General features: G+C 67.6%; 14 protein-coding genes. 7 read left to right on the plus strand and 7 right to left on the minus strand.

Features of this window, described 5'->3' with window-relative positions; all coding sequences use genetic code 11:
• From G3I54_RS21930 to G3I54_RS40155, 3 genes are all read right to left on the minus strand, one after another.
• The gene (locus G3I54_RS21930) at nt 1-822 is read right to left on the minus strand and encodes an SAM-dependent methyltransferase (protein ID WP_164616563.1); all 822 of its coding nucleotides are present in this window, start codon (nt 820-822) and stop codon (nt 1-3) included.
• Nucleotides 823-948: 126 nt separating this feature from the next.
• Nucleotides 949-1,383 carry a hypothetical protein gene (locus tag G3I54_RS21935; protein ID WP_164616564.1) on the minus strand — a complete coding sequence of 145 codons (435 nt, stop codon included), beginning with the start codon at nt 1,381-1,383 and terminating at the stop codon, nt 949-951.
• A 63-nt stretch (nt 1,384-1,446) separates the two neighbouring features.
• Nucleotides 1,447-2,511 (minus strand): helix-turn-helix transcriptional regulator, encoded by a 1,065-nt coding sequence (locus tag G3I54_RS40155; RefSeq protein ID WP_164616565.1) that lies wholly within the window; start codon nt 2,509-2,511, stop codon nt 1,447-1,449.
• Nucleotides 2,512-3,461: 950 nt separating this feature from the next.
• Between G3I54_RS40155 and G3I54_RS21945 the strand changes: the two genes are divergently transcribed.
• Nucleotides 3,462-4,133: an HNH endonuclease family protein gene (locus tag G3I54_RS21945; protein WP_164616566.1), complete on the plus strand. Its 672-nt coding sequence runs from the start codon at nt 3,462-3,464 to the stop codon at nt 4,131-4,133.
• Between the two features lie 289 nt (nt 4,134-4,422).
• Here the strand turns inward: G3I54_RS21945 and G3I54_RS21950 are convergent, their stop codons facing one another.
• Nucleotides 4,423-5,376, minus strand: coding sequence for a hypothetical protein (locus G3I54_RS21950; RefSeq protein WP_164616567.1), 954 nt, complete (start codon nt 5,374-5,376; stop codon nt 4,423-4,425).
• Nucleotides 5,373-5,777, minus strand: a complete 405-nt coding sequence (locus tag G3I54_RS40160; RefSeq protein ID WP_343240382.1) for a sigma-70 family RNA polymerase sigma factor — start codon at nt 5,775-5,777, stop codon at nt 5,373-5,375. The genes G3I54_RS21950 and G3I54_RS40160 overlap by 4 nt, the downstream gene beginning before the upstream one ends.
• Nucleotides 5,778-5,809: 32 nt before the next feature.
• On the opposite strand from G3I54_RS40160, the gene G3I54_RS39635 reads away from it, so the two are divergent.
• Nucleotides 5,810-6,007 (plus strand): hypothetical protein, encoded by a 198-nt coding sequence (locus tag G3I54_RS39635; protein WP_239144474.1) that lies wholly within the window; start codon nt 5,810-5,812, stop codon nt 6,005-6,007.
• A gap of 430 nt (nt 6,008-6,437) precedes the next feature.
• Here the strand turns inward: G3I54_RS39635 and G3I54_RS21960 are convergent, their stop codons facing one another.
• Nucleotides 6,438-7,151, minus strand: a complete 714-nt coding sequence (locus G3I54_RS21960; protein ID WP_239144475.1) for a hypothetical protein — start codon at nt 7,149-7,151, stop codon at nt 6,438-6,440.
• Nucleotides 7,152-7,681: 530 nt separating this feature from the next.
• Here G3I54_RS21960 and G3I54_RS21965 point away from each other — a divergent pair.
• The 4 genes from G3I54_RS21965 to G3I54_RS40165 all read left to right on the plus strand — a co-directional run bounded on the left by G3I54_RS21965 (nt 7,682) and on the right by G3I54_RS40165 (nt 12,201).
• On the plus strand, nt 7,682-7,945 hold the full coding sequence (locus tag G3I54_RS21965) for a helix-turn-helix transcriptional regulator (RefSeq protein ID WP_164616569.1): 264 nt from the start codon (nt 7,682-7,684) through the stop codon (nt 7,943-7,945).
• 133 nt (nt 7,946-8,078) lie between these two features.
• On the plus strand, nt 8,079-8,969 hold the full coding sequence (locus G3I54_RS21970) for a DUF6083 domain-containing protein (RefSeq protein ID WP_343240383.1): 891 nt from the start codon (nt 8,079-8,081) through the stop codon (nt 8,967-8,969).
• Between the two features lie 83 nt (nt 8,970-9,052).
• A complete protein-coding gene (locus tag G3I54_RS21975) occupies nt 9,053-10,546 on the plus strand; it encodes a UvrD-helicase domain-containing protein (protein ID WP_164616570.1) in 1,494 nt (497 codons plus the stop codon).
• 725 nt (nt 10,547-11,271) lie between these two features.
• The gene (locus tag G3I54_RS40165) at nt 11,272-12,201 is read left to right on the plus strand and encodes an IS5 family transposase (RefSeq protein WP_343240384.1); all 930 of its coding nucleotides are present in this window, start codon (nt 11,272-11,274) and stop codon (nt 12,199-12,201) included.
• Here the strand turns inward: G3I54_RS40165 and G3I54_RS21985 are convergent.
• Nucleotides 12,144-12,587, minus strand: coding sequence for a hypothetical protein (locus G3I54_RS21985; protein WP_343240385.1), 444 nt, complete (start codon nt 12,585-12,587; stop codon nt 12,144-12,146). The two genes, G3I54_RS40165 and G3I54_RS21985, sit on opposite strands and share 58 nt — an antisense overlap.
• Before the next feature lie 264 nt (nt 12,588-12,851).
• Between G3I54_RS21985 and G3I54_RS39650 the strand changes: the two genes are divergently transcribed.
• On the plus strand, nt 12,852-13,310 hold the full coding sequence (locus G3I54_RS39650; RefSeq protein WP_239144188.1) for a hypothetical protein: 459 nt from the start codon (nt 12,852-12,854) through the stop codon (nt 13,308-13,310).
• Nucleotides 13,311-13,407: the final 97 nt, after the last annotated feature.

The following is a 13,407-nucleotide window of genomic DNA, read 5'->3' on the forward strand; positions in this document are numbered from 1 at the left end:
TCAGGGAACCATGCCGGCCCCGCCGAACTCCTCCCACTCAAAACTCTGCTGGGGCGGAGCGACAGGCACCTCGGCAGGGCGCCACCGGGAGACCTCCACAAGGCCTGGCTCGACAACCGACAGCCCGTTGTCCTCGAAGTAGCTCTCGACGTCAGCCCGGGTGCGCACCCGGCCCCAGTGCCCCCGGGTCTCGCGGTCCATGAACGCAGACACCTCGTCACGGACCTGCTCGCTCTCGCTGACCAGCTGACAGACGACCATGACACTGCCACTGGCCAGCCGGCTCCGGACCCTGCGGATGAGGTCAACAGGCCGGTCCGCATCCGGAATGCAGTGCAGAACCGAAACGAACAGCGCAGCGACCGGCTCCCGGAAGTCGATCAGCCGCCGCACCGGCTCACTGTCGAAGATCTCCTGGGTGTCGCGCATGTCCGCCTGCAGAACCGCGGTCCGGTCATCGGTCTCCAGAAGCGCCCCGCCCACACTGCGCACGATCGGATCGCTGTCCACGTACACGACCCGGGAGGCAGCGTCGACGCGCTGCGCGATCTGGTGAACGTTGTCCTGCGTCGGCAGCCCTGACCCATGATCGATGAACTGACGGATGCCGTACTCCCGGGCAAGGGTTCCTACGACCCGCTGAAGAAAGGCCCGGTTGTTCAGGGCGAGGTCCTTCATGCTCGGGACCTGCTGTAAGAGGTGATCGCATGCCGCACGGTCGGCGGCGAAATTGTCCTTGCCGTCCAGGAGATGGTCGTACATCCGCGCGACGCTCGGAGTCCTGACGTCCACACCGTACGGAAGCTGATCATCGGCCGTCATCGCGTCCCCCCGGAAGAATTCGTGGCGTGGCCGGATCGGCCCCGCACCGGAAGAGAGACAGCGTAGTGAAATTTCAGAATGCGCACGAGACCACGATCGGCTGAAAGCAGCCGCACCATGCCCGTCTCAGGCGGCGTCGCAGGGTTGTTGGTTCCCGCAGCAAGCATCCGTCGGGCGGTCGGCCGAGTTCAGCGCGACGAGGAATTCGCCACGCGTCAGCCCCATGAGGTCGGAAGCCCGGCCGATATCCATCCTGAGGTGGTCCCGCAGCACGTGGGCGTCGCTGCCGCATATCCGGTCCCCGGGGCAGGGGAGCGGTGCTCCTTCCGCGTCGTCCACACAGGCGGACAGCAGACGCCAGGCCATCGCAGCGGGGTGGGAACAGCCCAGCGTGGCAGACCAGCGGACCGCGAGCGCGGTGAGGGAGTCCTCCACCACCTGCTCCGCCAGCTCGTGCGTGCCCAGCCGCGCCACGGCATAGGCGACGTAGCCCGCCCTGTACATGTCGCGGAAGGCACGGAACGCGATCACCGCAGTGCGGTCACCACCGGTCTCGTACACAGAGGGAGGGGCTGAGGCTACTGCCGGCCGCTGAGGCGTCATCATCCTGGACCGTTCCCGCGCTCAGCCGGTCGTCTCGTTGACCAGATCACTGACACAGGGGTCATCCGTCATCAGGAAGCTGTAGTGGATCGCCTCCCACAGCGGTTTGAAATCCGCGGCCTGCCCACCCAACGCAGTGACCAACGCCCCCACAACCTCCCACTCCGGAACCGCGTCCCCTCGCAGAACCTGCGCAATGACCTGCACCGGCACCCTGCCGTGAGTACGCCGGTGAATCTCCTCAGCGGTGGGCCGTGCAACAGCCAAGTGCAGCCCCCGCAACGCAGCCTTCAACGAAGCGATGCACTCCGTAACCGTCTGCCGAGGAGGCTGCTCGACCCCGTGGGCCGCCTCGCACAACAGCCTGAACTCCCCAGGTTCATGGCCCAGGATGCTGCACAGATGACACACCAGATCCCATGACGGAGTCCGTTCCCCCGACAGGATCCTGGAGATGAACGAAGGGGACAGCATCGTGCGATCAGCGATCACACGAATACTCAAGCCGCTCTTCCGCTGCAGGTAGGACAGGGCTGCCGCCAGCCGCTGACGCGCGGTGACCGCCATCGGCCTCAACGGCTCCTGCTCCTCGGTCTGCTGGAGCGGGAACACAGCAGACCGAGGAGAGGGAAGCGGCGCGGCTCTCTGAGCGACCGCACGATGGTCCAGCAGTCGGCGCACCCGGTCCTGACTCCATTTGTTCCGGGCTGTCTCAGCAGTGACATTCACCGCCTTGGCAATGTCCTCCCACCTAGCACCCCGATCACGATCCGCACCGACCTCGGCCGCCAGGAAGAAGTCGACCTCCTGCTGGACAGCCCGGGCACGCTGCACCAGCTCCGCCAGGCCTTCACCCGCGTACGCCGCCTCCAGCAGAAGGCCGGCCAGCCGGTGAGCCTCAGCAGCGATCTCATGCCCCGGAGACCTCCCGCCGTGACCGACGGCCGGCCTCTCCCGTTCCCGCAGCCTCTGCGCCTGGCGCCGATGCCCCTCGTCACAGTAGGAACGGCGCCGCCCCGGGCCGCTGACGGCAGGAAGCGGCGCCCCACAGAAACCACAGACACGACCCGCAGCATCCTTCGTCACCACATCCTCCTTCGCGCTGATAGCCGCCACCGGCATCCCTGCTGAAGACCTGCCGGACTCAATTACTCCCCTCCCTGAGGGGCACCTTTCGCGGCGCCGGCCGGGACACCCGCCCACATGGCAGCAGAGCTGCCGCATCCAGGCCGTGCGGCCTTCAGTCGGCGCGGGCCCACAGCCAGCAGAATCGGGAATCACGGCACGCCCAGGCGATCACTCCGGACCCTCCCAGCGCATACGCTGCCGCCCAGGTCTCCTCGGCCGGACCGAAAAGAAGAGCGGCCAGAGCCAGGACTCCTCCAAGATTCAGCGTGACAACGCAGGCACGGAGCCGCGCGAAACCCGCCCCACCGCCGCTACCGTTAGCACCACCCCGAGACGCCACGGCGCCACGGAACGCATATCGAGAAGGCATGAGATTCCTCCAAGGGAACTCGTAACTGAACGAATGCGGTAGGGGGCTTGGTTCCTAGGTTTGCGGCCGGGCCCAGGCCCCCTCCTGACCGCGACACTAGCTCGGCCGAAGCCTCAAGCGCCACGCACTCATGCCGTAATCCGATATATCTACCCGCCCCCAAGTCGAGAAACGCTCACCGATTCGATTCTGGCACTCCGTTGCCAAGTGGGCTGTCAAAAGGGGCCCTTCGATGCGCGAATTACTGCATAACCTGTCTTGAGTTGATCGGGACTGATCGGGGACAGGGAACCTGCAGCAAGAACCGGTTCTCTGGAATTTCAGTTCGACGCCAGCCCTCAGTCAGCAGAGCACGAGGCTGACCGACAGGCCGCGTTCGGTGACCTTGTGGACGCCGATACCTTGAGCTGTCAGCCCCGCCCGCACATCGCGATATCCGGATGCGGAAGCGTTCCTGCGGTGAACCTCTTCCCCCGGGCGGGTGAGCACTAAGGGCAGGGCCTCACCTTGGGTGGGGTGCGGCCGGTACAACACGGTGGTGATCAAGAACTTCGTGCGCGGCTTCGGCGCACTCTCCCTTGCCCTCATCCCCCTTCTCTCCGCTCCTGCCGCGCAGGCCGCTCCGGCGGCGGAGGTGACGACGCTTGCCGACGCGGTCGGCCTGGTAAAGGTCACCGAGGAGGACCGCACCGGCTACACCCGCACCAAGTTCAAGCACTGGAACACCGGCGACGACGCGGGCGACGGGTGTAACACCCGCGCCGAGGTTCTCATCGCCGAGGCGGTCGTCGCGCCGACAGTGGAGGCCGGCTGCAAGCTGGCCGGCGGCACGTGGGTGAGCTACTACGACGGCCAGGAGGTCACCAGCGCCGGGTCCTTGGACATCGACCACATGGTTCCGCTCGCCGAAGCCTGGGACTCCGGTGCCTCCACCTGGACGGCGGAACGGCGGGAGGCGTACGCGAACGACCAGGGCGCGGAGGTCTCCCTGGTTGCGGTGACGGCGCGCAGTAACCGGCAGAAGTCGGATCAGGATCCGGCGGACTGGATGCCGCCTTCCCCGGAGGCACAGTGCCGGTATGTGGGGGAGTGGGTGGCGACCAAGCTCCGCTGGCAGCTCACCGCGAACGACCGCGAGCTCGAAGCCCTGAAGACCTATGCCGAAGGCCCGTGCGAGGAAACCATCGTCCGTTACACCCCGGCCGCCTGACCTATCCGCGGACGGGAGCGTTCGAGGAGGCGCGCCTTCTCCGGCGCTCCCGTTCCGCTGGTGCTGTACCGGTACCCTTCGAGTCGACTTACTCCCCGCCCCCTCGTTAGGGCCAAGAGCTGCGCACTGTCCGCACCTGACGGTGTACCAGCCCTATCTCGGGAAGTGGCAAGCGCACGTCTCTGCACGCGAGATACACGCCGGTCCTCATCTCCCCGCAGCACCGCCTGCGGCCCAGGGATTCTGGGGATTGACCAGCCCTGCTTCGTTCAGCTGCCGCTGCGCCTTTTCAGATGTCCACCGGGACGGTGCTGTCGCGGGGTTCCGCGCCGACGACCAGTTCCCCGTGTCCCGTGCTGGCGGCCAGCGAGGTCCTCCAGATACGTTCCTTCCACTCCGGGGGCCAGTTGGTCGTCGTGTCCCACCGGATGCCTTCGAGATCGACTCCATTCAGTTCCACCGATTGGAGGTCGGCCCCCCGGAAGTCGGTGCTGGCTTCTTTCACGGCCGTCACTGCCGTGGACAGTGCCAGCGCCTCTCGGTAGGCCAGGTCGAGGTCGTCGGCCAGGTCCTGCGATACCTCGAGCGCGCCGAGCCAGGACATCTCCGGCCAGCGGAAGTGAAGAAGGAGCTCGTTGTCGAGCAACTGCTTCGAGCGGCGGGTCTCTGCCACGAGCCGCAACGTGCACGTGGCCAGGAAGTCCTCCACTTCCTCCATGTAGTCGAATCCGCCCAGAGCCGGCTGGGGTAGATGGTCCGGCTGCGGAAGAGCGAGCACCCCTCCCATGCCGCTGCTCACCCGCAGGAGCTGGTCACGGGCGGTGTCCGGAAGTATTTCCTCCTCCAGATCGGCGATGAGCTGCTGCACCGTGTCCACCGCATCCCGGATGACCCGAACGGCATCCAGAGGCCAGTACCGCCTGGCACAGTTCAAGGCCTGTTCACGGTACTTGAGCCGCACGAACGCAGGGCGCCGCATCAAGAGACCCTCGGAAGGCCGTTCCCGGTCGGCCACGGCACGCTCACGAGGCGCTCTGCGTCCCGTCCGGGCCAGACGCCCCACAACCGCATCCCCCGCCTGGCGATGTGCCGCCGCGAGCAGACGCCCCAGCGTCTGATCCGGATCCCGCAGTTCCGGCGGTCCGCCGCTGCTCATCAGACCGTCGTACACGGCGATCCCCAGTTGCTTGTGCGCTCGTGCCAGCAAAACCTCAAGCTGTTCGGACGCCCTGTCGCGGCTCATCGATCCTCCTCTGCAGCCTCGTAGCCCGATCCTTCGAGTCCCAGCCGGGTCTTGAGCGTCGCCCGCGCCCGGGAGAGGTTCTGCCGGGCGGCCTCGGGCGAGATACCCATCGCAGCGGCGCTTTCCTGTGTGGTGAATCCGTCCAGGGTCCAGGCCAACGCCGCACGTTGTTTGGACGGCAACGACAGCAGCATTTCGATCACACGCCGTTCTTCGACGCCGAGTTCCACGGCATGCGCGGGCGAATCCCAATGAGCAGTCGGCCGGTCCGGAACCTCCTCGCAAGGTTCTTCCCGCACCTGCTGACGTAACCAGGAGCGCCAAGCCACCGTGCGCAGCCACGCCTTGGGGTAGCGAATGCTCGTCCCTGGCCGGCACATCTGTGTGAAGGCATCCTGCACGGGGCGTCCTGGGCTTCGCTCCAGGACGCCCCGTGCAGCAGCAGGAAGCGAACAAGGCCGGGGAACTCGGCATGGTGAAGATCCTCAGCAAGATCTCTCCCCTGCAGGTCGTCCGCCGGGGAGAACCGGTCAAGCCGATCACTCACCCGAAGTTCAGCCGCGTCCTCCATGACGGCTCACCCCGACCTCCGCAAGGCAGCCTGAGCCGCAGCGAGCCGAGGGGGAACTGAGGCTGTTGTGAGCGTGTTCGGCGAGGAGCCTGGACACATGAAGCCCTACTTCATGCTTCAGCCGCTTTCGAGCGAACCGCAGGGTACTGCTCACAGCACCCAGAAACACGATCGCTACGCTCGTGATCAACACCGGATCCACCCTTGGGCTCCTGCCTCTTCGAGCATTGGTGGCGCCCGGGCGGGCGCCACGTTAACTAGTGCTGGCGGCCGGTCGTGCTGTGACATCCAGGGCTGTGATTTCTCAGCGGTCCGGCCAGAACCCGAGCCCCGGCCGGAGTCAGGCAGGAAAGGAAGTCCGCGGAGCAGAGTCCGGGGATAGGCCGCGCAGGTAAGCGGTGCTGGAAGGAGTGGAGCCAAGGCCGTCTGTGGGCCGAGCGGAAGATTGTGGGGATCACTCTGCGTCAGGGTCTTCAGCCGGGCCGGTACGTCAGGTCACACGGTCGGACTCAAGGCCTGAGAAGCTGCCGGTGAGGTGGGTGTGCCGGGCGAGCTCCCAGTGCAGGTCTTCGGGGACAGCGCCGTGCGCCCAGGAGAGCAGGAAGCGCGTGGTGACGAGCATGTTGAGCAAGGGGGTGAGCTGTTGGAGCGGGATGCCGCACATGCGCGCGAGGACTTCCTGCTCGGCTGCTGGCGTGCCTGTTTCGTCCGGGGGGTGTGCGGCAAGCGCCAGTGCCAGCAGACGCGGGGTTGCTCCTAGTTGGCGGATCTCGCTCATCTGGCAGATGCGCAGGATCCAGTTGGCCGCCCGGGCACGGTCTGCTCGAGCCGGTGCCTGCATCCGCACAGCGGTGTCCAGGAGTTCCATCGAGACGCCTGCGTGCGTCGGACCGGTAGGGGGGCGCAGCCAGCCGGCAGCCTCCAGTTCAGTGAACGGGGAAGGCTCCGAAGCAATCCGCATGCCGCGGAGCAACCCGGTGGGGATGTTCACCTTCCCGGCGGTGGTGGAACGCAGGGCGCACTGCAAGGCCAGCAGGCGAGCAGGCGCACTGGTCCGGGCGGGAAGAGCAGCAGCCAGATAGCTGAGCATCTCCCGCACGCGTACCTGCTCCGAGAGGCCGTGTGGAGCTCTCCTGCGCTGCCGTTGCCGGATCCGTTTCACCGACGCTGCCGGAGAGGCCGTGGCGAGGACGGTGTCGGGCACGACTGCGGCATGGTCAGTGGCTGCCGCGCATGCGGCGCAGGTGTCGGCGAGCCGCCAGAGTCGGCCGCCGCGCTCGCGGGTGAGGACGAGCAGGACGGGCCCGGCGCAGCCGCGGTGGCGTGGGTGCCACCGGCAGCCTTGCGAGCGGCACTGGCAGGTCCGAAGGTGCCTGGGCAGGAAGTCATGGCGGGCGTGAGCGGCCAGGTGGGTCAGTGCCTGGGACGGCGCGGTCCGCATGGTCGGAGCGGAGGGCGAGCACTGCAGGCAGCTCAGCGTGGTCCCTCCGTGTTCAGGGCGCAGCTCCACGGTCCAGATGCGTCGCACCACCGGGTGCGTCGTGCAGAGCCTCATCTGATCTGTCTTTCTCCTGGTCCTCGGCGAGCTTGATCTGCTGGTGCAGTGGGCTGGGGGAGTGGGGCGGCAGCACACCGTAGTGCAGACCTCTGCCCTGTGTGGGGGTGCGGCGACCTGCGGAAATAGGGCAGAGGTCTGCACTGACAGGGCAGGTGTCTGCACCTTCGGATGGTGGGGTGACGATCTTCCCGCCCGACCCGAACCTCACCGCTCTCCGCCTGGAGCTGGCACGGCTGAGGAGCGAACGCGGCTGGACCTACGACGAGCTCGCCCACCGAACCGGCCTGGCCAGGCGCACCCTCATCGAGATCGAGCAGGGCCGCACCATCGGATCGCTCAAGACCTGGCACGCCATCGCCCACGCCCTCGACGTCCCCGTCGACCACCTCTTCGCCCGCCTCTGCGAAGGCCACGAACCACCGGCCGACCCCGCCCCCTGACCGCCCGGTGTAGTGGCCCGGGAGATCACCCGATCCAGTCACCGAAAGGCACTCCTGGGCGAGAGAGCGCACACAGGTTCCCTTCCGTTGGGCCGTCCGCAGGACACACCGGCACGCTCCCCGCCCTACCGGTGTGTCACCTGTCATCTTCACCGCCATGTGCTCCGCCAACGCCTCATCCCCTCGCCGGTGGGACGGCACCCCTGCCCGCACCCCACGCTCACGGTCCCTGCGCGTCGCCCCCGACGGCCCCACCCGTCTCGTCCGCAGCGCGCAGTCCGGCCGCTGCCCTGACTGCGGCAACCGCGTCGACTGGCACCCCCGCACGGACGCCGACGACCGAGCCGTGGGGCTCCACCCCCGAGAACTCCCCGCCGCTGCTGTCCCTGCCGTCAGCCGCTGGCACGTCAGCTCCGGCATCGCCCACCCCGCCCACGACGGCACCCCCTGGTGCCGCATCCCGCACGCCGCCCTGTGCCCCGCACGCAGCGCTCCCGCAGCCCTCACTCCACAGCTCACCGCGCTGCGCCGCCACCTCGCCCTGCATACCCGCCGCCTGATCAACGGCGCCCTCACCACACGGGCCACTCCACCTGCACCCGAGGTCACCGAATCCTGCCGACCGGCCCGGCCCATCGCTGAGCTTCTCAGCGTCCGCTACATCGCCAGCCACCCGGTCGACGCCATCCAATGCGTAGCCCAGACCCGCCAGCGGCACCGCTGCACACGCCCCGTCCTCGACGACCACGCCCCACCCGGCACCTGGACCCTGGCCCATACCACCCTCCTCGGCCGCCGCCCCCCTTCTCTTTCTCTCCCCGTGGGCAGGATGGCCGTCTACGACCTGACGCACCTCCCCTATACCGAGCAGCTGCGATGGCGTCACCAGCACTGCCCCGGCCACGCCGTCTCCTCAGCTGCCGATCTCGCCCTCACCGAGTGGGAACTCTTCGACCCGCCGCTTCACCACCAGCACATCCATCCACGCCTCCCCAGCACACGCACGCAGCACCAAGGGACATAACGCCCGGCCCGTTACACGTCCCCGGCAACGCCCGCCATCCCACCAGCCCCCGGCGCAGTCGCCCCAACCCACGGAGACCCCAGGTGCCCACCCCGACCGACGAACAGACCGCCGCCGCTGACCGCTTCCATGCCGGCGACCACCTCGCCCTCCAAGCAGGGGCAGGCACCGGTAAGACCAGCACCCTCGCGCTCCTCGCCCACGGCACCAGACGCCACGGCCGCTACATCGCCTACAACAAAGCCATCGCCCAAGACGCCGCCACCCGCTTCCCCTCCACCGTCACCTGCAAAACAGCACACGCTCTCGCCTATGCCGCCGTCGGCCACCGCTACCGCGCCCGCCTCAACAGCCCCCGCCAGCCCAGCTGGAAAACCGGCCACCACCTCGGCATCACCAAGGCCATCCGTATCGGCGACCGAGACCTCTCACCCCGCGCCCTGTCCTACGCGACCCTGCGCACCATCACCCGCTTCTGCCACTCCGCGGACCCCGTCCTCACCGACCACCACGTCCCCAGACTGCGCAACCTCGAAGACGCCGGCCACCACCGTGAACTCACCGCACTGGTCCTGCCCTTCGCCCGCACAGCATGGGCCGACCTGCAAAACCCCGACGCCGGTGCCGTCCGCTTCGACCATGACCACTACCTCAAGATCTGGGCACTGACCGCCCCAAGCATTCCCGCGGACTTCCTCCTCCTCGACGAAGCCCAGGACACCAACCCCGTCGTCGAACAGGTCTTCAACGCCCAGCGCGACCACGCCCAGCTCGTCATGGTCGGCGACTCCGCCCAGGCCATCTACCAATGGCGCGGCGCCCGCGACATCATGACCGCCTTCCGCGGAACCGAGCTCACCCTGTCCCGGTCCTTCCGCTTCGGCCCCGGTCTCGCCGCCGAGGCCAACCGCTGGCTCTCCATCGCCGCCGCGCCCCTTCGTCTCGCGGGCACAAAAGCGATTCCCACCACTCTCGGCCCGGTCGACCAGCCTGACGCCATCCTGTGCCGCACCAACGTCGGCGCCATGCGCGAGGCCATGCAACTCCTAGACGCCGACCACCGTGTAGCACTGACCGGAGGAGGCGAATCCCTGCGAGCACTCGCCCGGGCTGCCGACGACCTTAGGGCCGGACGGCGCACCTTTCACCCGGAACTGCTGCTCTTCCCCACCTGGGGTGACCTGCAGGACTACGCAGCAAACGACCCTGCCGGAGGGGACCTCCAACCACTCGTAGACCTCATCGACACCCACGGAACCGACGCCATCCTCAACGCCGTTCACCAACTTGAGCACGAGAACACCGCCCATGTCACCGTCTCCACCGCGCACAAAGCCAAAGGCCGCGAATGGGCGAGCGTCAAAATCGCAGACGACTTCACCCCGCCCCGAGACACCGACCAGAAGGACGGCAACGGGCGGCCTGTGCCTGGCCCGATCGACGAAGCCGAAGCGCGACTCGCCTACGTCGCCGTCACCCGAGCCCGCCACCAACTCGACCTCGGCGGCCTGTCATGGATCGACGACCACCCAGACGGCAGACCGGCCACGGCCCGAGGCGCCACCCCATCCACCTGATCCAGCGACACAAGTTCGATACTGCCGTCCGATGCCCCAGTCGTGCACCTGGAGCCCTTTCAAGCAGGCCCGCAGTCCTTGCCCGGCCGTCGGTCTCGGCCGTACCTCCATCCGTGCTGTCCAAAAAGGGGGCACCTGAACCTGCCGGGACTGACCCGGAACACCGGAAGCCGGACTCTTCGACGCCAGCTCTCAGGCACCGGTAACCGGCGGCTGAAAACCCGGCGCCGGTCTAGCACAGCAATCCCAGTCTGCTTCCCATGGGAAACTCGTTCGCATGGATGGCAGCAGGTGTGAATGGTGTGAGTTGGTCATCGGCATGGGATGCAGCTGCCCCTCCGACGGCAGCGCCCCCAAAGCCCGTCCAACCGAGCGTCGAAGTATCCAGGCGTGGAGGACGTTCCCAGGCAACGCCATCCTCATCAAGCAGAACGGCAAGGCGCACATTGCTGGAGCGTGTGACCACATGACCGGGGACGAGGTGCTGGCGCCACGATGGGGCTGGATCATCGACCCGGCCCAGGGCAGTGGGGACGCATCAATGCGACCGCTCCCGCTATGGCCACCGGAGGCAACACCAGCCTGAGTAGCTGTTGTCGTTCCGATCTTGAGGGGTGGGTGTCGAACGGGAGTCTCGATCGGGTGATCGCGGTCGGTCGTGGGCATGAAGGCAGGGCCTTTGGTAGCTCGGGGTTGCGAAGCGAACCGAGATCCAGGAGACCCTGTTGCCGCAGTTGTACGTGCTCGCGCCGGTGGAGTTCAACTCGGCTGTTCTGCCGTGTGATTGTGTCGCTCACCGGTTCGGGAACGCGGCCGATCACCCGGACCGTGTTCGGCGGTATCCCTCGGACATGGCGGACGCGGAGTGGGCTGTGGTCCGGCCGCTGCTGCCGGTGCCGGGCTGGATGCGGGGCCGGGGCGGGCAGCCGGAGGCGTACTGCCATCGGGCGATACTCGACGCGATCCGGCATCTCGTGGACAACGGGATCAAGTGGCGGGCGATGCCGTCCGACTTCCCGCCGTGGAACCGGGTCTACGCCTTCTTCCGCCGCTGGCGCGACCACGTGCTGGTCAGGGAGTTCCACGACCGGCTGCGTGACCGGGGCCGCCAGAAGGCGGGCCGGGACGCGGAGCCGACGGCCGGCGTGATCGACTCGCAGTCCGTCACGGCCGAGGCCGTCGTCGGCGCCGACAGCCGCGGCTTCGACGGCGGCAAGCTGATCAACGGCCGCAAGCGGCACGTCGTCGTCGACACCCTCGGCCTGCTGCTGGGCGTCATGGTCACCGCGGCGGACATCGGAGACCGCGCCGCTGCGAAGGCACTGCTCGCCCAGGTGGCTGACGCCCACCACCAGTTGGAACTTGTCTGGGCCGACGGGCTACACCGGCAGCCTCGTCGAGCACTGCCTGACTGCGTTCGCCCTTGTCCTGGCGATCGTCAAACGCAGCGACGACACACGCGGCTTCGTGGTGCTGCCCAAGCGGTGGATCGTCGAGCGGCTCTTCGCCCACCTGATGCGAAGCCGCCGCCTCGTCCGCGACTTCGAACGATCCACCACCAGCGCCGAGGCGATGATCTACTGGTCGATGACCATGATCATGACCCGCCGCCTGGCCCGGTCACACTCTGCGCGAGCGTGAACCGGCCCGGCTGACGCTCGGCCAGCCAGCCCTGCGCGACCAGGCGCTTCGCCTTCGACCGCAACGCCTCCACCTTCGACGGCACCGCGTCCAGGCCGAACAAGACGGCCATCTCCTGGCGGGTCAGCGGCCCTTGATGAAGACGATGCCGGTCGGCGAGGGCTTGCAGGATGCGCTGGTAGTTTGCCGACAGCGCCGACGCGTCCAGCCCCTCGCGCCACACTGGCACCTGCGCCTTCGGCTTCGCCGCCGTCGACGCAGACGATGTCTCCGCCACCTGCCCCTGCACCGGCCGCACCGGTTCGGGCCGTGCGTGATCTGCGGTTTCGTCCACCGGACCCAGCACCTCGCCGACCCGCGAGCGGGCGCTGGACTCAGCCCTGCCGATCGCCTCGATCACCGCCGACGCGGCCTACGGGCAGGAGTGGCGCTTCCGGCGCATGCTGGAGGAGGCAGGGGTGAGCTACGTCCTGGCGGTGCCCAAGTCGCAGCAGGTGAAGTCCTCAGTGGGCAGCTGGCGCATCGACCATGTTCTTACCGGCGCCCCGGCTGAGGCATGGGAGCGGATCTCTTGCGGTGACGGTGCGAAGGGGCCGCGCGTCTACGACTGGGCGGCGGCCAAGCTGCCGCCATCGACGGCGCGAAGTCCACCCATTTCCGCTGGGTGCTGGCCCGCCGCAGCCTGGCGCGTCCCGAGGAGATTGCGTACTACCTGGCCTTCGCACCGGCTGATGCCTCCGTCGCCGACTTGGTTCGGGTGGCCGGCACCCGGTGGGCCATCGAGGAGTGCTTCCAGGCCGCGAAGAATGAGTGCGGCCTGGACCAGTACGAAGTCCGTCGTTACGTCGGCTGGTGCCGCCACATCACCTTGGCGATGCTCGCGCACGCCTTCTTGACGGCGATGACCGCCCACGCACTCGAAAAGGGGGCCACAGAAACGGTTCGAGCTGCCTCGTTCCCCTCACCGTGGCAGAAATCCGACGGCTCCTGGACCTTGCCCGTACCTCCGCGGCCAGGCACCGGCAGCCCACCCGTCGGCTCCACTGGTCCCACTGGCGTCGACAGCACCAGGCCATCGCCCGCCGCTGCCACTACCAACGCCTCACGCACCCCGATCGGGTGAGTCACGAACCTGTACCCACCTGATGGAGCGTCAGTCAACTAGACTTCGAAAAGGCCCTGTGACCAGGACAAATGGAGAAGCACGACTGGAGTACTAG

This window comes from Streptomyces sp. SID14515 (assembly GCF_010548505.1).
Lineage (GTDB): Bacteria > Actinomycetota > Actinomycetes > Streptomycetales > Streptomycetaceae > Streptomyces > Streptomyces caviscabies.